At 59.9% G+C, this 23,892-nt stretch carries 21 protein-coding genes; 15 read left to right on the top strand and 6 right to left on the bottom strand.

Features of this window, described 5'->3' with window-relative positions:
* The first annotated feature begins 259 nt into the window (after positions 1-259).
* Positions 260-1,504, top strand: a complete 1,245-nt coding sequence (locus B2589_RS02260; RefSeq protein ID WP_058340026.1) for a lipoprotein-releasing ABC transporter permease subunit — start codon at positions 260-262, stop codon at positions 1,502-1,504.
* Positions 1,497-2,207, top strand: a complete 711-nt coding sequence (locus B2589_RS02265; RefSeq protein ID WP_022989137.1) for an ABC transporter ATP-binding protein — start codon at positions 1,497-1,499, stop codon at positions 2,205-2,207. Before B2589_RS02260 ends, B2589_RS02265 begins: the two co-directional genes overlap by 8 nt.
* Here the strand turns inward: B2589_RS02265 and B2589_RS02270 are convergent.
* Entirely contained in the window at positions 2,195-2,740 is a 546-nt protein-coding gene (locus tag B2589_RS02270) for a DUF2062 domain-containing protein (protein WP_094624180.1), read from the bottom strand. The genes B2589_RS02265 and B2589_RS02270 overlap by 13 nt on opposite strands.
* A 140-nt stretch (positions 2,741-2,880) precedes the next feature.
* Here B2589_RS02270 and B2589_RS02275 point away from each other — a divergent pair, with 140 nt between their 5' ends.
* From B2589_RS02275 to murB, 9 genes are all read left to right on the top strand, one after another.
* A complete protein-coding gene (locus B2589_RS02275; protein WP_286815485.1) occupies positions 2,881-5,259 on the top strand; it encodes a DNA internalization-related competence protein ComEC/Rec2 in 2,379 nt (792 codons plus the stop codon).
* A 72-nt stretch (positions 5,260-5,331) separates the two neighbouring features.
* On the top strand, positions 5,332-5,958 hold the full coding sequence (locus B2589_RS02280) for a MotA/TolQ/ExbB proton channel family protein (protein ID WP_022989133.1): 627 nt from the start codon (positions 5,332-5,334) through the stop codon (positions 5,956-5,958).
* A gap of 5 nt (positions 5,959-5,963) precedes the next feature.
* A complete protein-coding gene (locus tag B2589_RS02285; protein ID WP_058340703.1) occupies positions 5,964-6,389 on the top strand; it encodes an ExbD/TolR family protein in 426 nt (141 codons plus the stop codon).
* The gene (gene msbA, locus B2589_RS02290; RefSeq protein ID WP_286815473.1) at positions 6,386-8,158 is read left to right on the top strand and encodes a lipid A export permease/ATP-binding protein MsbA; all 1,773 of its coding nucleotides are present in this window, start codon (positions 6,386-6,388) and stop codon (positions 8,156-8,158) included. Before B2589_RS02285 ends, msbA begins: the two co-directional genes overlap by 4 nt.
* Positions 8,155-9,216, top strand: coding sequence for a tetraacyldisaccharide 4'-kinase (gene lpxK, locus B2589_RS02295; protein WP_286815474.1), 1,062 nt, complete (start codon positions 8,155-8,157; stop codon positions 9,214-9,216). The genes msbA and lpxK overlap by 4 nt, the downstream gene beginning before the upstream one ends.
* Positions 9,209-9,397 (top strand): Trm112 family protein, encoded by a 189-nt coding sequence (locus B2589_RS02300; protein ID WP_286815475.1) that lies wholly within the window; start codon positions 9,209-9,211, stop codon positions 9,395-9,397. Before lpxK ends, B2589_RS02300 begins: the two co-directional genes overlap by 8 nt.
* 17 nt (positions 9,398-9,414) lie before the next feature.
* Complete coding sequence (gene kdsB / locus B2589_RS02305) at positions 9,415-10,200, top strand: 3-deoxy-manno-octulosonate cytidylyltransferase (RefSeq protein WP_094624176.1); 786 nt, start codon at positions 9,415-9,417, stop codon at positions 10,198-10,200.
* Entirely contained in the window at positions 10,193-10,684 is a 492-nt protein-coding gene (locus B2589_RS02310) for a low molecular weight protein-tyrosine-phosphatase (RefSeq protein ID WP_022989127.1), read from the top strand. The genes kdsB and B2589_RS02310 overlap by 8 nt, the downstream gene beginning before the upstream one ends.
* Positions 10,681-11,709, top strand: a complete 1,029-nt coding sequence (gene murB / locus B2589_RS02315; protein ID WP_286815476.1) for a UDP-N-acetylmuramate dehydrogenase — start codon at positions 10,681-10,683, stop codon at positions 11,707-11,709. Before B2589_RS02310 ends, murB begins: the two co-directional genes overlap by 4 nt.
* A 72-nt stretch (positions 11,710-11,781) precedes the next feature.
* On the opposite strand, the gene B2589_RS02320 is transcribed toward murB, so the two are convergent.
* Positions 11,782-13,515 carry a proline--tRNA ligase gene (locus B2589_RS02320; protein ID WP_286815477.1) on the bottom strand — a complete coding sequence of 578 codons (1,734 nt, stop codon included), beginning with the start codon at positions 13,513-13,515 and terminating at the stop codon, positions 11,782-11,784.
* Positions 13,516-13,638: 123 nt separating this feature from the next.
* On the opposite strand from B2589_RS02320, the gene B2589_RS02325 reads away from it, so the two are divergent.
* On the top strand, positions 13,639-14,262 hold the full coding sequence (locus tag B2589_RS02325; protein WP_286815478.1) for a TetR/AcrR family transcriptional regulator: 624 nt from the start codon (positions 13,639-13,641) through the stop codon (positions 14,260-14,262).
* Here the strand turns inward: B2589_RS02325 and B2589_RS02330 are convergent.
* On the bottom strand, positions 14,250-14,747 hold the full coding sequence (locus tag B2589_RS02330; protein ID WP_022989123.1) for an Lrp/AsnC family transcriptional regulator: 498 nt from the start codon (positions 14,745-14,747) through the stop codon (positions 14,250-14,252). The genes B2589_RS02325 and B2589_RS02330 overlap by 13 nt on opposite strands.
* A 137-nt stretch (positions 14,748-14,884) precedes the next feature.
* Here B2589_RS02330 and leuA point away from each other — a divergent pair, with 137 nt between their 5' ends.
* Positions 14,885-16,579, top strand: coding sequence for a 2-isopropylmalate synthase (gene leuA / locus B2589_RS02335; protein ID WP_286815479.1), 1,695 nt, complete (start codon positions 14,885-14,887; stop codon positions 16,577-16,579).
* A gap of 101 nt (positions 16,580-16,680) precedes the next feature.
* Here leuA and B2589_RS02340 read toward each other — a convergent pair whose 3' ends face one another.
* The 3 genes from B2589_RS02340 to xseA all read right to left on the bottom strand — a co-directional run bounded on the left by B2589_RS02340 (position 16,681) and on the right by xseA (position 20,585).
* Positions 16,681-16,890 carry a cold-shock protein gene (locus B2589_RS02340; RefSeq protein WP_022989121.1) on the bottom strand — a complete coding sequence of 70 codons (210 nt, stop codon included), beginning with the start codon at positions 16,888-16,890 and terminating at the stop codon, positions 16,681-16,683.
* 328 nt (positions 16,891-17,218) lie between these two features.
* Positions 17,219-19,135: a propionyl-CoA synthetase gene (locus B2589_RS02345; RefSeq protein ID WP_081697569.1), complete on the bottom strand. Its 1,917-nt coding sequence runs from the start codon at positions 19,133-19,135 to the stop codon at positions 17,219-17,221.
* 70 nt (positions 19,136-19,205) lie between these two features.
* Complete coding sequence (xseA, locus tag B2589_RS02350; RefSeq protein ID WP_286815480.1) at positions 19,206-20,585, bottom strand: exodeoxyribonuclease VII large subunit; 1,380 nt, start codon at positions 20,583-20,585, stop codon at positions 19,206-19,208.
* Positions 20,586-20,775: 190 nt separating this feature from the next.
* On the opposite strand from xseA, the gene guaB reads away from it, so the two are divergent.
* On the top strand, positions 20,776-22,239 hold the full coding sequence (guaB, locus tag B2589_RS02355) for an IMP dehydrogenase (RefSeq protein WP_286815481.1): 1,464 nt from the start codon (positions 20,776-20,778) through the stop codon (positions 22,237-22,239).
* Positions 22,240-22,303: 64 nt separating this feature from the next.
* Positions 22,304-23,881 carry a glutamine-hydrolyzing GMP synthase gene (guaA, locus tag B2589_RS02360; RefSeq protein WP_232902268.1) on the top strand — a complete coding sequence of 526 codons (1,578 nt, stop codon included), beginning with the start codon at positions 22,304-22,306 and terminating at the stop codon, positions 23,879-23,881.
* The last annotated feature ends 11 nt before the right edge of the window (positions 23,882-23,892 follow it).

Here is a 23,892-nt window from a genome sequence, read left to right on the forward strand (position 1 = left end):
TGATGCCGGAATGCTGTGGTGTGTCCACGGAATGTGTATAAAACGTAATATCCCGAAAATATTAGCAAAAGTCAGTATATTTTCGAGAGTTTATCCGGTTTGCCCCCGTGTTTTCAGTCATTGGATCACATCGGGCGTAATTTTGCGGGCAGCCTGCCGGCCATGGTGCGGCGGGTGGTGCGGTTGCAACGCATTTTGATCCAAGGCGATAATGCGCGCCGGCATCTACCCCTCTGAAAGTGGCGACAGGCACCTCCTAATGTTCAGACCCTTATCGTTTTATATAGGCCTGCGATACACGGCCGCCAAACGGCGCAATCACTTTATTTCCTTTATTTCCCTGACCTCCATGATCGGCCTTATGCTGGGTGTGGCGGTGCTGATTATTGTGTTGTCGGTGATGAACGGCTTCGACCGGGAGCTCAAGCAGAGAATTCTGGGCATGGTGCCCCACGCGACCATTCAGGGCGCCAATGGCCCGCTGGAAGACTGGCAGCAGATTGACCAGCTGGTGCAGGAACACCCCAGGGTGCTGGCGGCTGCGCCGTTTATCCAGGGGCAGGGCATGGTGACCGGTGGTGGCAATGTACGCGGGGTGATGCTCAGCGGTGTTCTGCCGGAACAAGAAGCCTCGGTTTCGATTATCGAGAACCACTTTATTGAAGGTGGGCTGGACGATCTCAAGTCCGGTGAATTCGGCATCATTATCGGCCGGTTGATGGCAAACAGCCTGCGGTTGGCGATTGGCGACAAGCTGACGGTGGTGTTGCCGGAAGCGTCGGTGACTCCGGCCGGTGTGTTGCCCAGGCTCAAACGCTTCACCGTGAAGGGTATTTTCAGTGTCGGCGCAGAACTCGATGGCAACTACGCCCTGATCCACATGGACGATGCTGCGCGACTGATGCGCACCGGTGGCAAGGCGGAAGGTGTGCGCTTGCTGGTGGATGATCTGTTTGCCGCGCCCCGTGTGGTTAACCAGGTGGCCCAGGAGCTGGGTGGCCGCTATTACGTATCCGACTGGACCCGCACCCACGGCAACCTGTTCCAGGCTATCCGCATGGAAAAAACCATGATCGGCTTGTTGCTGATGTTCATTGTGGCGGTGGCTGCCTTCAATATTGTGTCCACCCTGGTGATGGTGGTAACGGATAAAACGGCCGACATCGCCATTCTGCGCACCATGGGGGCCACTCCGGGCCGGATCATGCGCATTTTCATTATCCAGGGGGCGGTAATCGGCGTGTTCGGTACGCTGGTCGGCACCACCCTGGGCGTGCTGGGCGCACTCAACATCAGCGGCATTATTGCCTGGCTGGAAAGCGCCATGGGGCACCAGTTCCTGAGTGCGGATGTGTACTTCATCAGCTATCTGCCATCGCAGTTGCAGTGGCAGGATGTGTTTATTATCAGCGGTGCCGGCCTTGCCATGAGCCTGCTGGCAACGATTTACCCGGCCTGGCGTGCATCGCGGGTCGAACCGGCGGAGGCTTTGCGCTATGAGTGATGTCACAGCGAACGAGGCAGGCAAGCCTCTGGTGATCGACTGCCGGCAGGTAACCCGAACCTACAGTGAGGGCCCGGAGAAGCTCACGATTTTCTCCGATATCTCGCTGGAGGTGACGCCCGGAGAAACTGTTGCCATTGTCGGCAGCAGCGGCGCTGGCAAGACCACCTTGCTGAACCTGCTGGGTGGGCTGGACAAGCCTTCGTCCGGCCAGATCGAGATTTGTGGCCAGAACATTCACAAACTCTCGGAAGCCGGCCGGGCCCGCTTCCGTAATCGCCATCTGGGGTTTGTGTATCAGTTTCATCACCTGTTACCGGAATTCTCCGCACTGGAGAATGTGATGCTGCCCTGTGTGTTGGGTGGCTTGTCGCCGGCCCAGGCCCTTCCGAAAGCCGAAGCGCTTCTGGGGCGTGTGGGCCTGGCGGAGCGGCTTCGTCATAAGCCGGGTGAACTGTCAGGCGGAGAGCGCCAGCGCGTGGCCATTGCCCGTGCCCTGGTGAACGAGCCGGATTGCGTGTTGATGGACGAGCCTACCGGTAACCTGGACCAGCACACCGGTGAGGGGGTTCGGGCTTTGATCGAGGAACTGCGTGATCAGTCCGGCATCGCGTTCATCATGGTGACACACGATATGACCATGGCCCGGAGCCTGGGGCGGGTGTTGCGCCTGGAACAGGGCCGGCTGGTTCAGGAAGTCTGATTACCGGGCGCGCGGCCAGCGCGCCTGGCTATGCGTCTGTGGCGCCAGTCGGTGCGGATTTTTCGCCGCCACAGGTACTGGATGCCGAGATAGGCGAGGCAGGCACAGAGGGTGGCGATGATCAGTGACCCCAGGTACAGCGGAATGCCGATGTCCACCAGGCGGTGGCTGATCCAGTGCCAGGTAAGTTCGAATTCAAAGTCGAGCACCGGGCGATCCAGCAGCCAGGCCCCGAGTTTGTAGTTGAAATAGAACATGGGCGGCATGGTCAGCGGGTTGCTGATCCACACCAGTGCCACCGACAAGGGCAGGTTGGCGTTGATCCAGATGGCACAGAAGGCCGCGGCCAGCATCTGAAAGGGCATAGGAATAAAACAGAACCAGACGCCGACCAGGAACGCCCGTGCTACGCAATGCCGGTTGATGTGCCACAGGTTGGGTTCATGGAGGATATCGCCCAGAAAGTGCAGCGAACGCATGGCGCGCACTCTCTCGGGGCTGGGCAAATACCGTTTCATGAACTTCTTCGGCATTGGAAGTTCGGCCTGTTGCGTTGCAGTGAAACACCACTGACAAACGGAAATTGTCAGCTTTTACCAGAGGAGGACAGGGAGTGTCCGGGCAAGTTCATAACGGCTGTGAGCGCATAAAACCGGCGCTGGCCGCATCCTGCATGGTCGCCTTCTCTAGCGGCGTTATCTTACTGTATTGGCTGATAGTCTTACCACCTTATACATGGTTGTTTGTGCTTACCTTCATGGTTGGTGCCGCCGCGTTTTGGGGTCGGGGCAGCCGGTTTTCCAGTCTCTGTTTATTGCTCTGTTTCGGGTTTCTGGGCCTGCTCTGGGCCACCTGGTATGCCGATGGGCGCCTGGCGGAGCGGTTGCCCCAGGGGCTTGAGGGCGAGCAGGTGGAAGTTTCCGGTCATCTGTGCAGCCTTCCTCAACCGGGCAGCTTTGGCAGTCTCCGTTTCAATTTCTGTGTCGAGCGCTGGTACGAACCTGCGGCAGTGCCCGAAGGCACCCGCTTGCCGGAAACCCTGCGGCTGGCCTGGTACGGGCGTGACGGTAAAGACCTGCCTGACCACCGGCTGCGCCTGGAAGTCGTCCTCAAACGCCCCCACGGCAACCTGAACCAGGCCGGCTTTCGCTACGAGGACTGGTTGTTCCGGAACGGCTTCCGGGCCACTGGAAGCGTCAGGAGCGTTGCCCCGGAGCCCGGGCTTGCCTGTGGCTGGCACTGCCAATACCGGGCCTGGCACCAGTCGGTGGCGGCTGTGGTGGAAGGCTGGTTTGGTGAGGCGCAACAGTTTCCCCTGATTGCATCGCTGCTGATCGGTAACCGAGGGCATCTGGAAAACGCCCATTGGGAGACCCTGAAAGCCACCGGCACCATTCACCTGGTGGCTATTTCCGGCCTGCATCTGGGCTTGGTGGCGGTAGCCGTGGGGTTGCTCGGGCGCCGGCTGTTGTTGCTGGTGCCATCGGGGTGGGTGTCCGTTTATCAAGGCCGGGTGGCGGTGTTTGCGTTGGTGATGCTGTGCAGCCTGGCCTATGCCCTGCTGGCGGGGTTTACGGTACCTACCCGCCGGGCCCTGATCATGGTGGTTGTGGGTGGCTGGTATCTGTTGATGGCGCGGGAAGCCAGTGCCTGGCAACCCTTTGTGACGGCTCTGTTCCTGGTGTTGCTGCTGGATCCATTTGCGCCGCTGGATCAGGGCTTCTGGCTTTCCTTTGGTGCAGTGGCGGTGTTGTTGCTGGTGTTTGCCGGCAGGGTAGCAACTCCGGGCTGGCTGAAAGGCCTGGTGCTCGCGCAGTTTGCGGTGTTCGCCGGTTTGTGGCCGGTTCTGTCGCACTTCGGCCTGGGCCAGCCGGTGGCTGGATTGCTGGCCAACCTGTTGGCCATTCCCTGGGTGTCCCTGGTGGTGATGCCGGTGTTGTTTGTGGGTGCATTGCTGTCGATGCTGTCCGGCGGCGGGTTGTCGGGCTTCGCGATGGTGCTGATGGACGGAGCACTGGCGTTGCTCTGGGGCTGGCTTGAGTGGGTCCGGGTGCTGGACTGGCCTGTGCCCGGAGGAGGCAAGGTTGCGCAATCCGGCTTGCTGGTACTGGTGGTGGTTGTCATGATCCGGCTGCCGGTGCCCGGGTTCCGGCCCGCGGCATTCGCTGCCATCGCCTTATGGAGTCTTGCGGCGCTGTACCATCGCGAGCCGGAGAACTCGTCAGTGGCGGTTCCGGAAATTCGCATCCTGGATGTGGGGCAGGGGCTGTCAGTTCTGATCCGGGTGGATGACAAGGTTCTGCTCTATGACACCGGCCCGGAGGTGAAAGGCGTGTTTTCTGCGGCCGATTCGGTGTTGATACCGGAGCTGAGCGCCCGGGGTATCCGGCGGATAGACCACCTTGTGCTGAGCCATGCCGATAACGACCATGCCGGCGGCTTGCCTGTGTTGCTCGATACCTTCGATGTGGTGAGGATATCCAGCGGTGAAGCCGGGGAGTTATCCGGGAATTTGGACGGCCTGCGCCTTGTGCATGACTGCCCGGCAGTCGCTGAGCACTGGGGAGACCTGGAGCTGGCATTCTGGCAAGCGCCGGATGCAAGGGCGGGTAATGATGCATCCTGCGTGCTCCGGGTAAGCCATGGGTTGTCCGATACCGAGATCTGGCTGACCGGTGATATCAGCGACGGGGTAGAAGCCCGGATGCTGGCGGACCCGGAGCTGGACTGGTTCCACCGGCAGCCGGCCCACCGCCTGGTGCTGGCACCCCACCATGGCAGCAAAACCTCGTCGTCAGAAAGCTGGGTTGAGACTCTGCGGCCCGACCAGGTCATCTACACCGCCGGATATCGCCATCGTTTCGGACACCCCCATCCGGAGGTGACGGCCCGCTATCGCCAGGCTGGAGCCCGGGCGTTGAATACAGCCTGTTCCGGTCAGATTGCCATTACCTTGCCGGCGACAGGCCCGGAAATCGAAGAAATCCGCCATTCCGCACCCTTCTGGGTAGCCGCTCCGGGCCTGGCCCGTGACCAATGTAATATACCGTGACATTCCGGGTGTGGCCTGCACCGGCAGCTATGCTAAAGTAGCGCGGCTTGTAATTAATCAGGGAGATCAAGCGTGTTCGAGCTGTTGAAAGCCGGTGGCATCCTGATGGTGCCTATTGTTGCCTGTTCCATTCTGGCCCTTGCCATCGTTCTGGAGCGATTCTGGTCTTTGCGTGCTTCCCGCGTAGCGCCGCCGCAATCGATCAATGAGCTCTGGCGCTGGATCAAGAAAAAAGAGCTTAACGGTCGCAAGCTCAAAGCCCTGCAGGGCTCCTCTCCGCTGGGCCGGGTTCTGGCCGGTGGTCTGATCAATGCCAAGCATGGCCGTGAGGTCATGAAAGAAAGCATCGAACACGAAGCCAGCCAGGTTATCCACGAGCTGGAACGGTTCCTGAACCCGCTGGGAACCATTGCTACCATTACCCCGCTGCTGGGCCTGTTGGGGACGGTTATCGGCATGATCAAAGTGTTCGCCGAGATCCAGCTGGCCGGTGTCGGTAACGCAGGCAACCTCGCAGGCGGTATTTCCGAAGCCCTGATTACCACGGCTGCAGGCCTGAGCGTTGCCATTCCTGCGCTGATCTGCCATCGCTATTTTATCCGCCGCGTTGACGAGCTGGTGGTTAACATGGAACAGGAAGCCATAAAACTGGTGGAAGTGGTTCATGGTGACCGTGAAATCGACGTGGAAGGAGCCTGAACACAGTGAAGTTCAAGCGCCAACGAAGCCAGGAAGTCGGGGTAGACCTGACGCCACTGATCGACGTGGTGTTCCTGCTGCTGATTTTCTTTATGGTATCCACCACATTCACCCGGGAGAGCCACCTGGAAGTGGAATTGCCGCAAGCCAGTGGTGATCCGGCAACGCCGTCTGAAGTGCACCAGATTGACGTGGTGATCAATGCCGAAGGCCAGTACATCCTGAATGACAGGACACTGGTGAACAACCGGCGCGAGACCCTGGAGCGGGGTGTCAGGGAACTGGCTGAGGGAGATAGCAACCTGCCGTTTATCATCACGGCAGATGCCCGTACTCCCCACGAATTTGTTGTGCGCGCCATGGATGTGGCCGGTCGCCTGGGGTTTGCGAAACTGAGCATAACCACAGAGCGGGAGGCTGACAGCCAGTGATCGATGTAAGGCCGGAACCGCTCAAAGCTCCGCCGGTTGGAAGCTGGACAACCTACAAGCGCCTGCTCACCTACGTAAAACCTTTCTGGCTGGCCTTTTCGCTGGCGGTGCTGGGCAACATTATCTACGCGGCGGCGTCTACCGGTATGGCGGCAGCCATGGAGTATGTGATCACCGCCATCGAAAACCCCACCGACCAGAACCGGATGCTCCTGACCGGCCTGATCGTTGGTGTGTTTGCCCTGCGCGGCCTGGGTACCTTCTTCAGTCAGTATTTCATCAGCTATGTGGGCCGTAATGTCATCAACGCCCTGCGTAACGATGTCTTTGACCGGCTGATGACCCTGCCATCCCGTTACTTCGACGACAACGCCGCCGGCCGGCTGGTGTCCAAGCTGACGTTCAACGTGGAGCAGGTGGCGGAAGCGGCTACCAATGCCATCACCATTACCCTGCGCGAAGGCCTGACCATTGTCGGCTTGCTGGGCTTCATGCTGTACACCAACTGGAAACTGACCCTGGTGTTCCTCACCGTAGGGCCGGTGATCGGTTTCGTGGTCAGCTATGCCAGTAAACGCTTCCGCCGGATCAGCAAGCGCATTCAGGGCTCCATGGGTGATATTACCCACGTGGCCTCGGAGTCCATCACCGGTTACCGGGTGGTGCGTACCTTTGGTGGCGAAGACTACGAGCGGGAGCGTTTCCGCGATGTCAGCGAGCGCAACCTGAAGCAGAGCCTGAAAATGGCTTCTACCCAGGCCATCAGTGTGCCGGTGATCCAGGTGCTGGTGGCGGTTGCCATTGCGGCCCTGGTCTGGACCATGCTGGCCCCGGAAATTCGTGGTGAAATGACCACCGGACAACTGGTTGCTTTTATCACTGCAGCAACCACCATGGCGAAGCCGATCCGCCAGGTAACCTCGGTGCACGCCAAGATCCAGAAGGGTGTGGCCGCCGCCTACGACGTGTTCGAAACCATGGACGAACAGCCGGAAGAAGACCGTGGCGGATTCGCGCCGGAGCGGGTGGAAGGCCGTATCGAGTTTGACCAGGTATCTTTCCGCTACCGCGACCAGCTGGATAACGTACTGGAAGGCATTTCCCTGAGCATTCCGGCGGGCCAGAGCGTTGCCCTAGTCGGGCGCTCCGGCAGTGGCAAGTCCACACTGGTGAGTTTGTTGCCCCGGTTCTACGAGTTCACCGGCGGTGATATCCGCATCGACGACCATTCCCTGAAAGAATTCTCCCTGCAGGCGCTGCGTTCGCAGATTGCCCTGGTAAACCAGAACGTGGTGCTGTTCAACGACACCATCGCCGCCAACATTGCCTATGGTGCGTTGCGGGATTGCAGCCGTGAGGAAATCCGGGAAGCAGCGGCCAAGGCCCATGCCCTGGAGTTCATCGACCGCATGCCGGAAGGGCTGGATACCATGATCGGCGATAACGGTGTGATGTTGTCCGGCGGTCAGCGACAGCGGCTGGCTATTGCCCGGGCGCTGCTGAAGAACGCGCCGATCCTGATTCTGGATGAGGCCACTTCGGCGCTGGATACCGAGTCTGAGCGGCATATCCAGGAAGCGCTGGAAACGGTCATGGAAGGGCGGACAACGATGGTGATTGCGCACCGTCTTTCCACTATCGAGAAAGCCGACCGGATCCTGGTGATGGACAAGGGCCGCATCGTTGAATCCGGTAACCACGACGAGCTGCTGGCGGCCGATGGCGCCTATGCCCAGCTGCACCAGATTCAGTTCAGCGAGCAGGCATGAGTACCAGCCTGGTCGATCGGCTTTGGTACGGGCGGGGCAGGCCACTGGCCCTGCTGACGCCACTGGCCTGGCTGTATCGGGCGGTGTCGGAATCCCGGCGCCGGAAGGCCTGGCAGGCCCGTAACGAATCCCTCCCGGTACCCGTGGTGGTGGTGGGTAACATCACCGCCGGCGGTACCGGCAAGTCGCCCCTGACCGCCCGGCTGGTGCAGCGCATGAAGCAGGAAGGCTGGAAACCGGTCATTCTGAGCCGGGGCTACGGCGGCAAAAGCAATCACTACCCCCTGTTAGTCAGTGAAGGCACTTCGCCGGGTGTGAGCGGTGATGAGCCCCTGATGCTGGCCCAGGCAACCGGTTGCCCGGTGGTGGTGGATCCGGAACGGTGCCGGGGCGCTGCCTGGGCACTGGAGAACGGTCTGGGCGACGTGCTGATCTGCGATGACGGACTGCAGCACTACCGGCTGCCAAGAGATATCGAGCTGGCGGTGTTTGATGCCCGGCGGGGCATCGGCAACGGTGCGATTATTCCGGTAGGCCCATTGCGGGAGCCGGTCGAGCGCCTGGGCAGTGTCGATTTTGTCATCCTTAACGGCGCCGGATTCCCCGAAGCAGGTGAGACCCTGGACAGCTTTGCCGGCGTTGACCATCCGGATATCCATGCCATGGAGCTGGTGTCCTCCGCCCTGGTGAACCTGAATTCCGGTGAGACCGTGCCCCCGGAAAAGCTGAAAGGCAAACCGGTACGGGCGGTAGCAGGTATCGGCAACCCCGGGCGATTCTTCGACACGCTTCGTGGCCTGGGTGCCCACGTGAATGAAGTGCCATTTCCTGACCATCACCATTTCCGCCCGGAAGACCTGGCCTCCGGCGCCCTGGAGTGGCTGGTGATGACCGCCAAGGATGCGGTGAAGTGTCACGGTTTTGCCCCGGACAATGCCTGGGTGTTGACGGTAGAGGCCCGGGTATCGGAACCTTTTGAACAACGTTTTATCGAGCGGCTCAGGGAGTGTTCCGGGCAGCTTAAACCACATGATACCGAGAGATCTGACCATGGATAAAAAACTGCTGGGCCTGCTGGCCTGCCCGGTCTGCAAGGGTGAACTCAAGCTTAACGAAGCCCGCACCGAACTGATCTGTTACCAGGATGCCATGGCATTCCCGATCCGTGAGGGTATTCCGGTGATGCTGGCGGTTGAGGCACGGACCCTGCGCACCGACGAACGTCTCGACAAGCACTGATCTGTACGGGGTAGTCCATGTCTTTCACCGTTGTTATCCCGGCCCGTTACGCTTCCAGTCGACTGCCCGGCAAGCCCCTGGCAATGATAGCCGGCAAGCCGATGATCCAGCATGTGTGCGAACGGGCGGCAGAAAGCCGTGCCAGCCGCGTGGTGGTTGCCACCGATGATGCCCGCATTGAAGAAGCCTGCCGGGGGTTCGGGGCCGAGGTGGTGATGACCTCACCGAACCATGCCAGTGGCACCGACCGGCTGGAAGAAGTGGCCCGCAAGCTTGAGCTCGATGCCGACCACCGGGTGGTGAATGTACAGGGCGACGAGCCGCTGATTCCACCGGCCCTGATCAACCAGGTGGCCGAGAACCTGGAGCTGTACCCGGAAGCCGAGATCGCTACGTTGTGCGAGCGGCTCCACGATGCCCGCCAGGTGTTTAATCCGAATGTGGTGAAAGTGGTGTTCGACGCCCGTGGTATGGCCCACTATTTCAGCCGTGCGCCCATTCCCTGGGCCCGGGATTTCTGGCCGGCCAATGCGCCAGCGGTGGATGTAGACCTGCCCGACGGTGTGGGTTATTTCCGCCATATCGGCATCTATGGTTACCGCGCCAGCGTGTTGCGGCAGTTCGTCACCTGGCCGCCTGCGCCTACCGAGCAGGTAGAGGCGCTGGAACAACTGAGGGCGCTTTACAACGGTGCCCGTATCCATGTGGACATTGCCGAACGGCCACCGGCGGCCGGCGTGGACACCGAAGAAGACTTGGCCCGGATTCGGGCATTGCTTGAAGCGGGAGGGCGCTATGTCTGATGCTGCATCCGGAAAAGTCAGCGTTCTGTTTGTCTGCCTGGGTAACATTTGCCGCTCGCCGAGCGCGGAGGGCGTATTCCGGCAGCTGGCCGCAGAACAGGGCTTGCTGGAAAGCCTGCATATTGATTCCTGCGGCACCGGTAACTGGCACATCGGCAAGGCCCCGGATGCCCGCGCCACCGCCGCAGCGGAGCGTCGCGGCGTCGATATTGCGGAGCTTCGGGCGCGGCAGATCCAGGCCGAAGATCTTGACCGGTTTGACTATGTGCTGGTGATGGACCGTTCCAACCTGGCCGATGTACGGGATATCTGGAACCAGAACGGTGGCACAGAGCCCCGGCTGTTCCTGGAGTTCGGTCGATCCGGCCATGCCGAGGTGCCAGACCCCTACTACGGCGGTGAGGACGGCTTCGAGCAGGTGCTGGACCTGATCCATGAGGCCAGCGAAGGGCTGCTGGAATCCATCCGGGAGCGGCTGGCTTGAGCCGACTGCCCGAGATCCGTGAGCAGGTCAGCCTGCAAGGCCTGAACACCCTGGCAGTGCCGGCTAAGGCCCGTTATTTTGCGGACATTACCACCGCCGACGAGCTTGAAGCGGCCCTTGACTGGGCCCGCAAGAATGGCCAGCAAACGCTGGTGCTCGGTGGTGGCAGTAACCTGGTCTTCGCCGGGGACTTTGACGGTCTGGTGCTGCACATGGCGCTCCGGGGTCGTACCTGGGAGCAGGTGCGGGAAGCTGACGCGGTACTGGTATTGGCGGCCGGGGAAAACTGGCATGATGCGGTGCTGTATGCGGCCCGCTCCGGTTACCGGGGTATCGAAAACCTGGCACTGATTCCGGGAACCGCCGGGGCCGCGCCTGTCCAGAACATTGGCGCCTACGGTGTGGAGCTGTGCGACACCCTGAAAACGGTCACGGCCCTGGATCGCACGACCATGGAAGTGGTCGAGTTACCGGCAGCCGACTGCGAGTTCGCCTACCGGGACAGCCTGTTCAAGCATCAGCCCGGTCGTTACATAATTCTTGAAATCCGCCTGGCCCTGTCCCGAACCGAGCCGATAAAGCTCGGTTACCGTGACTTGCAGGAGTACCTGGGAAGCGAGGACACCGATCAACTGACGCCCCTGGCTGTGGCAGAAGCGGTGATGGCAGTTCGCCGCCGAAAACTGCCGGATCCGGCTGTGCTGCCCAATGCCGGAAGCTTCTTCAAGAATCCGGTGGTCAGCCAGGCGCAATTTGAAGACATTGTTAGCCGTTTTCCGGACGTGGTGTCCTACCCGGTCGCTGAAGGCGTCAAACTGGCGGCAGCCTGGCTGATCGACCAGGCCGGCTGGAAGGGTTGCCGAAACGCAACGGTCGGTGTGCATAACCGCCAGGCCCTGGTATTGATCAATCATTCCGGGGGCAGCGGGCAGGACATCCTGGCACTGGCGCAGGAGGTGCGGGAATCGGTGCGGAACAAGTTCGGGGTGGAGCTGGAGCAAGAACCGGGTATCGTCGGTAACTGAGACTTTGTTGCAGTGTTACCTGCCTTCAGCGAGCGGCCAAGCCGGCCACCCGCCAAAGACCGGACGGGCGGGTTAGAGCCCGCCTTTAGGTGAGGCCTTCACCAGGAAGGGCAGGGCTTCTTCCAGGGCAATATCCTGTTTATCTTCATCGCGACGGCCCTTGTATTCCAGGGTGCCGGCAGCCAGGCCCCGCTCGGAAACCACAAACCGGTGCGGAATGCCCATCAGTTCCATGTCCGCAAACTTCACGCCCGGGCGCTCGTTCCGGTCATCCAGCAACACATCGTAGCCAGCCTGGCGAAGTTGTTCGTAAAGCTTGTCACCGGCTTCGGCCACTACGGCGTTCTTGTGGGCGTTCAGGGTAACGATAGCCACTTCGAACGGAGCAATGGCGTCGGGCCAGATGATGCCCTTGTCATCGTGGTTCTGCTCAATGGACGCCGCCACGATGCGGGATACGCCGATGCCGTAGCAGCCCATCTCCATGATCACGGCCTTGCCGTTCTCGTCCAGTACAGTGGCATTCATGGCCTGGCTGTACTTGTTGCCCAGCTTGAAGATGTGGCCCACTTCGATACCGCGGCGGATCTCCAATGTGCCCTTGCCGTCCGGGCTCTGGTCACCTTCCACTACGTTGCGCAGGTCTTCCACCCGGCCCAGGGCTACATCACGCTCCCAGTTCACGCCGGTCAGGTGATAGTCATCCTTGTTGGCACCACATACGAAGTCCGCCAGGTGGGCGGCGCTGCGATCGACAATGACCGGCACCGGCAGGTTAACCGGGCCGATGGAACCGGGATTGCAGCCAATGGCTTTCACGATTTCTTCATCGGTGGCCATGGTCAGCGGCTCGGCAATGCCGGCCAGGTTTTCAGCCTTGATCTCGTTCAGGGTGTGGTCGCCGCGCAGGATCAGTGCCACCAGGCCGGATTCGCCGTTCTCGTCGGCTTCGCCTTTTACCAGCAGGGTTTTCACGCTGCGCTCTGCCGGCAGGCCCAGGAACGTAGACACCGCTTCAATGGTTTTCTGGCCCGGGGTGTGTACTTCCTGCATGGCTTCGCCCGGTGCTGCGCGTTCGCCCGCCGGTGCCACGGCCTCGGCTTTCTCGATGTTCGCGGCGTAGTCGCTATCGGTGCTGAACACGATGGCATCTTCACCGGAGGAGGCCAGCACGTGGAACTCGTGGGAAGCGCTGCCGCCAATAGAACCGGAATCCGCCTGCACCGGGCGATAATCCAGGCCCAGCCGATCAAAGATGTTGCAGTAGGTCTGGTGCATCAGCTGATAGGTATCATCCAGGGACGCCGCGTTCACGTGGAACGAGTAGGCGTCTTTCATGATGAATTCCCGGGCGCGCATCACACCGAAACGCGGGCGGCGCTCGTCGCGGAACTTGGTCTGGATCTGGTAGAAGTTGGCCGGCAGTTCCTTGTAGCTCTTGAGCTCGTTACGGATAAGGTCGGTGATGACCTCTTCATGGGTCGGGCCGAAGCAGAAATCCCGGCCATGGCGGTCGTTCATGCGCAGCAGCTCGCCGCCGTACTGCTCCCAGCGGCCGGATTCCTGCCACAGTTCCGCAGGCTGAACGGCGGGCATCAGCACTTCCTGGGCACCGCTCTTGTCCATTTCTTCACGAACAATCCGCTCTACCTTGCGCAGGGTACGCAGCCCCATGGGCAGCCAGGTGTAAAGGCCGGCGGCCAGTTTGCGGATCATGCCGGCGCGCAGCATCAGCTGGTGGCTGATGATCTCGGCATCGGCGGGGGTCTCTTTCTGGGTGGCAATCAGGTAGCGGCTTGCTCGCATGGTGTCTTCCGTTTTTTGAAATCCGGGGTTAAGACTAATTGGCAGGTCTGTTGGCCTGACTCTGCCTTTCTTTGTCGTAAAGTGGGCGTTATTGTACGGAGCCTGCTGCACAAGGTACAGATAATGACTGACGAATCTATCGACGTAACACCACGCCGAAAGCCTGTACAGGCCCGGAGCAGGGAGCGTGTAGACGCCATCTTGCGGCACGCCGCTGCGATCTTTCACGAGAACGGGGTAGACGGCACCAGCATGTCGGCCATTGCCCGGCAGTCGGACATGTCGCTCGCCTCCCTTTACCGGTATTTCCCGAACAAGGCGGCCATCGTCCACGCCATTGCCGAAGGCCATGTGGAGAAAATGGAACGTGCACTCCGGGAGAAGCTGCCGCAACTTGGCCTGGATGAGGCCATCGAGGTGCTGATCGAGCAGTTCTACACCTTCTACCGCACCGAGCCTGCCTATTCGGCCATCTGGAGTGGCGTTGAAGCCATGCCCGAGTTGCGGGACCTGGACCTGCGAGAGCTCTACAACAACGCCAGTGACCTGGATGCCCGCCTGCAACAGGAATACCCTGACCTGCCGGATGACCGCCGCTGGAATGCCAGCCTGTTACTACCGCGGGCGGCCGGGTCCATTCTGCGCCTGGCAGCGACACTGCCGGACCAGCAGGGCCGGCAACTGGTCGGTGAATTGAAAGTGATGACCCAGGCTTATGTGGCCGAGCTGATCCGTCAGGAGAGGTAACCCAGGGGCAGGGCGGTGCTGTCGATTACCCGCCGCAGAACAAAGCTGGAATGTACGCCACTGACCCCCGGGATACGGGTAATCCGGTTCAGCAGGAACTGGTGATAGTGGTCCATGTCCGGCACCACAATCTTCAGCATGTAATCGGCGCTCTGGCCGGTAATCAGGTAGCACTCCTGAACTTCCGGGTAGTCGGCAACCTGTTCCTCGAAGGCGGCAAACCGCTCCGGTGTGTGCCGGTCCATGCCGATCAGGATAATCGCCGTCAACGCCAGCCCCAGTTTTTTGTGATCCAGGATGGTTACGGTGCGAATGATGATGCCCGCTTCCTCCAGGGCCCTGACCCGGCGCAGGCAGGGCGACGGCGATAACCCTACCTTTTCGGCCAGCTGCTGATTGGTCAGCGAACCGTCTTTCTGCAATTGTTCGAGGATTTTCCGGTCTGTTTTGTCGATTTGTATCAGGGTCTTTTCTTTTGTGGGCATTTTATTCTTCATAACCTTTAATGATGGCAATTATATGGCGTAAAGTTAGTGAAAGCGCCCCGAAATAGCAACCAAATAGCGTCATAGCGGCGTTAGAATAGTGTCATTACACAGACCCGTGAAAGGAATTGTCAGATATGGCCTTTGATCATCGTAAATACGTTGCCTTCAAGCCGGTTGCCAAGAAAGACCGCCGCTGGCCCGACCAGGTTATCGAAAAAGCCCCCACCTGGTGTGCCGTTGACCTGCGGGATGGTAACCAGTCCCTGATCAAGCCCATGTCCGTTGCCCAGAAGCAGCGTTTGTTCGATTTGCTGGTCAAGCTTGGCTTCAAGGAAATCGAAATCGGTTTCCCGGCGGCCAGCCAGCCGGACTTCGATTTCTGCCGCAAGCTGATCGAGGAAAACCGCATTCCTGAGGATGTGAAAATCCAGGTGCTGACCCAGGCCCGCCCGGAACTGATCGAACGTACCTATGAAGCGCTGGCAGGTGCGAAGCAGGCGATTGTGCACGTGTACAACTCCACCTCTACGGTGCAGCGGGAGCAGGTGTTCGGCCTGGATCGCGACGGTATCCGCGAGATTGCCGTAAATGGCGCCACCTTGGTGAAAGAAATCGCGGCTCGCCACCCGGATACCGACTGGACCTTCCAGTACTCTCCGGAGAGCTTCACGGGTACCGAGCTGGACTTTGCCGCGGAAGTGATTAATGCCGTCACCGACGTCTGGCGTCCGGACCAGGGCCAGCCGGTCATTATCAACCTGCCGGCCACGGTGGAGATGTCCACGCCCAACGTGTTTGCCGACCAGGTAGAGTGGATTTGCGAGAACATTCGCTACCGCGAGCACATCAGCATCAGCCTGCACACCCATAATGACCGGGGTTGTGCGGTTGCCGCCGCTGAGCTGGGTGTTATGGCCGGCGCTGACCGGGTAGAAGGTACCCTGATGGGCAATGGTGAGCGCACCGGTAACATGGACCTGGTGACCATGGCCATGAACCTGTACTCCCAGGGCATCGACCCGACCCTGGATTTGTCCGGTATGGCGGAAATCACCGAGGTGGTGGAAGCCTGCACCGAGATTTCCACTCATCCGCGCCATCCGTATGCAGGTGAGCTGGTATTTACCGCCTTCTCCGGCAGTCACCAGGATGCGATTCGCAAGTGCCTGGCACGGCGCAAGGAAGGCGACGTCTGGAACGTAGCCTACCTGCCGATCGACCCGTTCGACGTGGGCCGCCGGTACGAAGAAGTGGTGCGTATCAACAGCCAGTCCGGTAAGGGTGGCGTTGCCTACGTGCTGGAGCGGGACTATGACATTACCCTGCCACGCTGGTTGCAGATCGAGTTCAGCAAGGTGGTGCAGCGTGAGGCCGAAACCAATGGTGGCGAGATCGATTCCCACACCATTCACCGGTTGTTCGAAGACCGCTATCTGAAGGTGTACGGTGACTGGTCATTGCGTTCGTATGACCTGCACCGGGACGAAGATGGCGTGCGCGCAGAAGTGGTTGTAGGTGGCGAGAAGGCACCGGTTACCCTCGAAGGGCGTGGTCTGGGTGCAGTAGAAGCGGTGTCGGACGGTCTGGCCAAGCGCTTCGGTGTAACCGTCGCCGTAGAGGCCTATGACGAGTTTGCGCTGGGTGAGGGCACCAACGCCAACGCACTGGCGTGTATCCGCCTGACGGCCAATGGCCAGCACTGCAGCGCTGCTGCCCTGGCGGAAGACACCACCTCGGCGACCCTGCAGGCCCTGTTCTCTGCTGTGGCCCAGGCCGTAGGTACGGAAATGCCGGCAGTCAAGGCGCCGGAACCGACTGAAACCGCCTGAAGACTCCGGCGATCAAGCCAGAACGCAAAACGGCCGGCAAATTTGCCGGCCGTTTTGTTTTCCGTCTGCCCGTGAGGGGCATCCGGCGGGGGCGCGCGCCCTTACAGAGGGGTTACGTTTTCCGCCTGCGGGCCTTTCGGGCCCTGGGTAACGGTAAACTGTACCTGCTGGCCTTCAGCCAGGGTACGGAAACCGTTTGAGTTGATTGCACTGTAGTGAACGAAAACGTCACTGCCGCCTTCCTGGGCGATGAAGCCAAAGCCCTTGGATTCGTTGAACCACTTCACGTGGCCGGTTTTGGTATCGGACATCGATCTTTCCTGTCTTACTGAAATTTGCCCTCACGGGACCTTCATTTTTGCACTTAGGCAGTTATGAGCTGAAACATCCGGAGCGTACTGAGGAAGGGGCAACGAAAAGCCGGGGCAGGACGTTGGAACGCATTCGCCAAATACCGCTGCAGAGGTTCACAGCAATTTTCAGTATAGACCGAGTTTGTGGGGCGTCAATTATTTTCTGAAGATTGATTTTCTTGTTTTTGGTGATAAAAAACAATGAGTTGTAATTAAAATGACATCAAGGCCTGTTCCGTCGGGAGCAGGCCTTGATGGGTTTTCTTACGGTAGGGTCCGGGGCGGATCAGCGTCCGAATTTCTCGCTGATTTCTTCCAGGATTGCCGGGTCGTCGATGGTGCTGGGTACGTTGTACTGTTCACCGTCGGCGATCTGCCGGATCACCCGCCGCAGGATTTTGCCTGACCGGGTTTTCGGTAGCCTTTCCACCACAATGGCGCGGCGGAAGCAGGCGATAGCGCCGATCTTCTCCCGCACCATTTCCACCAGTTCCTCTTCGAGCTCGTCCTGGTCGATGGTGGCGCCGTCCTTGATCAGTACCAGGCCGACCGGGATCTGGCCTTTCATATCGTCGTGGGCACCTACCACGCAGCATTCGGCGATGGCCGGGTGAGAGGCAACCACTTCTTCCATTTCGCCGGTGGACAGGCGGTGGCCCGCCACGTTGATCACGTCGTCGGTACGGCCCATCACGAACACGTAGCCGTCATCGTCAATAAAACCGCCATCGCCGGAGCTGTAGAAGCCTTCGATGGGCCGCAGGTAGCTGTTCAGGAAGCGCTCGTCGTCGCCCCATACGGTCATCAGGCAGCCCGGTGGCAGCGGTAATTTAACGGCAATCTGGCCTTGCTCGCCGGCGGGTACCTGGCGACCGTCCATATCCACCACCTGAACGTTGAAGCCGGGCGAGGGAACCGTGGCGGAGCCGGGTTTGGTGGCCATCATTTCAATGCCGACCGGGTTGCAGCAAATGGCCCAGCCGGTTTCGGTCTGCCACCAGTGGTCCAGCACCGGCAGGCCGGTGTGTTCTTTCAGCCACTCGTAGGTGGGCGGGTCCAGTCGCTCACCGGCCAGGAAGATGCGCTTGAGGGAAGACACATCGTACTTGGCCAGCTGGTCCGCCTCCGGGTCTTCCTTGCGCACGGCGCGGAAGGCAGTCGGAGCGGTGAACAGCATGTTCACCTTGTGTTCTTCAACCACGCGCCAGAAGGCGCCGGCATCCGGGGTGCGTACCGGCTTGCCTTCATAGAGGATGGTGGTGCAGCCGGTAAACAGCGGCGCGTAGATAATATAGCTGTGGCCAACCACCCAACCGACGTCCGAGGCCGCCCAGAACACATCTCCGGGCTTGGCGTCATAGACCAGTTCCATGCTGTATTTCAGGGCGACGGCGTGGCCGCCGTTATCCCTTACCACGCCCTTGGGCTTGCCGGTGGTGCCGGAGGTGTACAGCACGTACAGCGGATCATTGGCTTTAACCGGTACCGGGTCTGCGGGGCTGGCTGCGGCAGAAATGGTGTTCCAGTCAAAGTCCCGGCCGTCTTGCATGTCTGCCTTTGCCTGCGGGCGTTGGTAGACCACGCAGAATTCCGGCTTGTGGCTGGATTGCTCGATGGCTTTATCCACCAGCGGCTTGTATTCGATCACCTTGGTGATTTCGATGCCGCAGGAAGCCGTCAGCAAGGCCTTGGGCTTGGCGTCTTCAATCCGTACCGCCAGTTCGTGGGCGGCAAAACCGCCGAACACCACAGAGTGGATGGCACCAAGGCGGGCGCAGGCCAGCATGGCAATGGCGGCCTGGGGGATCATCGGCATATAGATGATTACCCGATCGCCTTTTTCGATACCGCGATCACGCAGTGCGCCGGCAAAGCTGGCCACTTCGTCACGCAGTTCGTTGTAGGTGAATGTCTGGCGGGTATCGGTAACGGGGGAATCGTAAATCAGTGCGGTCTGGTCGCCGCGGCCGGCGCGGATGTTGGCGTCCAGCGCTACGTCACTGGTATTGAGTACACCATCGGGAAACCATTCGCCGTGGCCGTTATCCTTGGCCTGCCAGATGGTCTTGGGTGGCTCGATCCAGTCGATGTTTTGCGCCTGGTCGCGCCAGAAGTCGTCCCGCTGATCAATCGACCGACGGAATTCGGCGTTGTAGCTCATGTGCTCCACCTCAGTTGTATCGTTTTTTATTTTAGGGTTGATGGCTACAACTGTAGGGGCTTTGAAAAAGGGGGCTACTAGACCATAGGCGTAGTTTTGATCGGTTCCGGGCCTATTCTGTGACGGAATTGACTTTCGTCACCTCTGCCGACACGTTGCCCTGTCCAAAGCGGGCGCTGATGGCCTGGCCGGCTGACAGCTGATCGGCACTCCGTACGATGCGGTTCTTGTCATCCCGCACGATGGCGTAGCCGCGGCCAAGGGTGGCCAGCGGGCTGACCACGTTCAGGGTCTGGGCATTCAACTGGAGCTTTTCCTGCTGCTGCCGCAGGTTCTGGCGAATGGCTTTGTTCAGCCGTTCATTCAGTCGCTGCACCTGCTCCCCGGCATTCTGCAGGGTTTTTGCTGGCGACTGGGTGCCCAGCCGCTGGGCCAGGTGTCCGGTTTTAAGCTGCTGTTGCTGCAGCTTCAGGTTCATGGCCTGGTTCAGGCGCATGTCCAGCTCGTCCATGCGCTGGGCTTTGTCCTGGAGTTCCCGGCGCGGGTCCCGAAGCCTTGCGGCCAGGTGGCCGAGTTGCTGGTCCAGCCGGAGCAGCAAACGGCGGGCGGATTGCCCCAGCCGGAGTTGCTGTTCAGCCAGGCGGCGCAGCCACTGGCTTTGATCCGGCGAGATTTTTTCCGCTGCGGCAGAGGGGGTGGGTGCCCGAAGGTCTGCCACGAAATCGGCGATGGTAACGTCCACTTCGTGGCCCACTGCACTGACGGTGGGAATAGAGCATCCGGCAATCGCCCGGGCGACGGCTTCTTCGTTAAAGCACCAGAGGTCCTCCAGCGAGCCGCCGCCCCGGCCAATGATCAGCACATCCGCCACGCCGTGGCGCTGGGCGCGATCGATGGCGTTTACGATGTCGGCCGTCGCAGCCTGCCCCTGAACGGCAGTGGGGTAGAGCGTGACCGGAATGGCCGGGCAACGCCGTGCCAGCACGGTGAGAATGTCGTGAATGGCTGCGCCGGTGGGTGAAGTGACCACGCCGATGTGGCGCGGGGTAACGGGCAGGGGCTTTTTGCGAGCCGGGTCGAACAGGCCCTCGGCCTGCAGTTTCATTTTCAGGGCTTCAAATGCCTGCTGCAGCGGCCCCAGGCCGGCAGGTTCCAGGTGTTCTACGATGATCTGGAAGTCACCCCGGTTCTCGTAGAGGGTCACCTTGCCGCGAATGCGGATCTGGTCGCCTTCTTTCGGCAGGGTGCGAATACGCTGGTTCGCCCCGCGAAACATGGCGCAGCGTATCTGGCATTTCTGGTCTTTCAGCGAAAAGTACCAGTGGCCGGACGATGGCCGGGAAAAGCTGGACAATTCGCCTTCCACCCACACCTGCATGAAGCTGGATTCGAGCAGGTGCCTGGCCTGATGATTGAGTTCGGAAACGCTCAGTGCTCTTGGGCGGGTGTCCGGATAGGGGGGTATCAAAGGGCGGGCTCCCGGTTTTTTCATACGCAATAGCCGAAGGTGACAGGCAAAAATAACGTAAATTCAGAAAGATGCAACCAAACCGCAAAAACCCTGCGGTTTACTGTGTTCTGTCACCACTTTATAATAGATCGATTAAGGATTTTGCTTTGTTGCACCGCCGCGGGTGCAGCGGGGAAATTCCAAACTTAGCATGTTCAAAAGGCGGACCCAAATGCTGCGTATTGCCGAAGAAGCCCTCACGTTTGATGACGTTCTCCTGGTTCCCGGATTCTCGGAAGTTCTACCTCACCAGGTTGAGCTGAAAACCCAGTTGACCAAAGGTATCACCCTGAACATTCCGCTGGTATCAGCGGCCATGGACACGGTAACCGAAGCTGAGCTGGCGATCGCCATGGCGCAGGAAGGCGGCATTGGCATCATGCACAAGAACATGACGGTTGAACAGCAAGCTGCTGCGGTACGCAAGGTCAAGAAATACGAAAGCGGTGTGGTGAAAGACCCGATTACCGTTAACCCGGACACCACCGTGCGGGAACTGGTTGATATCACCATGGCCAACAGCATCTCTGGCCTGCCGGTGGTGGATGGCAACGACCTGGTAGGTATCGTTACCGGCCGTGATATCCGCTTTGAAAGCCGCATGGATACCCCGGTGCGGGATATCATGACGCCGAAAGACAAGCTGGTTACCGTTAAAGAAGGCGCCAGCCTTGAGGATGTGAAAGAGCTGCTGCACCGCCATCGCATCGAGAAAGTGCTGGTGGTTAACGACGACTTCCAGCTGCGCGGCCTGATTACTGTTAAAGATATCCAGAAGGCCAAGGATTACCCGCTGGCCTGTAAAGACGAACAAGGCCGTCTGCGTGTTGGCGCTGCGGTGGGTACCGGTGGCGATACCGAAGCCCGTATTGCCGCACTGGCCGAGGCCGGTGTAGACGTGATCGTGGTAGACACGGCCCACGGCCACTCCAAGGGTGTGATTGACCGGGTTCGCTGGGTCAAGCAGAACTACCCGGATGTGCAGGTGATTGGTGGCAATATCGCGACTTCCGACGCAGCCATCGCCCTGGCCGACGCAGGCGCAGATGCTGTGAAGGTTGGTATCGGCCCCGGCTCCATCTGCACCACCCGTATTGTGGCAGGTATTGGCGTACCTCAGATTTCTGCGGTTTCCAATGTAGCCGCTGCCCTGAAAGAGCGCGGTGTGCCGTTGATTGCCGACGGTGGCATCCGGTTCTCCGGTGATATCGCCAAGGCCATTGCCGCTGGCGCCCACGCGGTGATGGTTGGCAGCCTGCTGGCCGGTACTGACGAAGCCCCGGGTGAAGTCGAACTGTTCCAGGGTCGTAGCTATAAGGCCTACCGTGGTATGGGTTCCCTGGGTGCCATGGGGCAGGGCTCCAGCGACCGTTACTTCCAGGACGCCAGCAAAGGTATTGAGAAGCTGGTTCCGGAAGGTATCGAAGGTCGTGTTGCCTGCAAGGGCCCGATGCGTAACATCGTGCACCAGCTGGTTGGCGGCCTGCGTGCCTCCATGGGTTACACCGGCAGCGCCACCATGGACGACATGCGTACCAAGCCTGAATTTGTGCGGATTACCAATGCCGGTATGCGTGAGAGCCACGTTCATGACGTGACCATCACCAAGGAAGCGCCGAACTACCGCATCGGTTGATTCAGCCTGATCTGATGCGGCTCGGTTTCCGGGCCGCGTTGTTTTTTTAAAGCCCGAGGACTCCATGGCTCAGAACATTCACGACCACCGTATCCTGATTCTTGATTTCGGTTCCCAGTACACCCAGCTGATTGCCCGTCGCGTTCGGGAAATCGGGGTTTACTGCGAGATCAAGGCCTTTGATATCACAGACGAAGAACTCGCCGAGTTCAATCCCAAAGGCATCATTCTGGCCGGTGGTCCGGAGTCGGTAACCCAGCTGGGTGGTCCCCGCGCTCCGGAAGGCCTGTTCGACAAGGGCATCCCGGTTCTGGGCATTTGCTACGGCATGCAGACCATGGCCGAGCAGCTCGGCGGCCGGGTGGCCAGCTCCGAGAAGCGCGAGTTCGGTTATGCCCAGGTTAAGGTTCGTGCCAAGGGCCCGCTGCTGGCAGACATTACCGACCACCTGACGCCGGCCGGTGATTCCCTGCTGGACGTATGGATGAGCCACGGCGACAAAGTGGTTGCCATGCCGGAAGGCTTCGAGCTGCTGGCTTCCACTGAGAGCGCACCGGTTGCCGCCATGCAGGACCTGAGCCGCAACCTGTACGGCGTTCAGTTTCATCCGGAAGTCACTCACACCCTGCAGGGTAAGCGCATCCTCGAGCACTTTGTCCTGACCATCTCCGGTTGTGAGGCTCTGTGGACCCCGGCCAAGATCGTTGACGATGCCGTTCGCCAGATTCGCGAGCAGGTGGGTTCCGACAAGGTGCTGCTGGGCTTGTCCGGCGGTGTTGATTCCTCGGTCACCGCCGCGCTGCTGCACAAGGCCATCGGTGAGCAGCTGACCTGCGTGTTTGTGGACAACGGCCTGCTGCGCCTGCACGAAGGCGACCAGGTGATGGACATGTTCGCCAGCAATATGGGCGTAAAGGTTATCCGAGCCGATGCCGAAGACCTGTTCCTGTCCAAGCTCAAGGGCGTGAACGATCCCGAGCAGAAGCGCAAGATCATCGGTAACACCTTTATTGATGTGTTCGATGCTGAAGCCGCGAAGATCAAGGATGTGAACTGGCTGGCCCAGGGCACCATCTATCCGGACGTGATTGAATCCGCTGCGTCCAAAACCGGTAAAGCCCATGTTATCAAGTCCCACCATAATGTGGGTGGCTTGCCGGAAACCATGAAGATGAAACTGGTAGAGCCGCTGCGCGAGCTGTTCAAGGATGAAGTCCGCAAGATCGGCCTCGAACTTGGCCTGCCGTACGACATGGTCTACCGCCACCCGTTCCCGGGGCCGGGTCTGGGCGTTCGTATCCTTGGCGAAGTGAAGAAAGAGTACGCCGAGATCCTGCGCCGCGCCGATGCCATCTTCCTGGAAGAGCTGCACCGCGCGGACCTGTACCACAAAACCAGCCAGGCTTTTGCCGTGTTCCTGCCGGTGAAATCCGTGGGTGTAGTGGGTGATGCCCGCCGCTACGAATACGTGATCGCGATCCGTGCCGTGGAAACCGTGGACTTTATGACAGCACGCTGGGCGCGGCTCCCGTACGAACTGCTGGAAACCGTATCCAACCGGATCATTAACGAGATTTCCGGTGTGTCCCGGGTAACCTACGACATCTCGTCCAAGCCGCCTGCAACAATCGAGTGGGAGTAGCCGGCAACGAC

This window comes from Marinobacter sp. UBA3607, assembly GCF_002375525.1.
In the GTDB taxonomy this organism is placed as follows: Bacteria; Pseudomonadota; Gammaproteobacteria; order Pseudomonadales; family Oleiphilaceae; genus Marinobacter; species Marinobacter vinifirmus.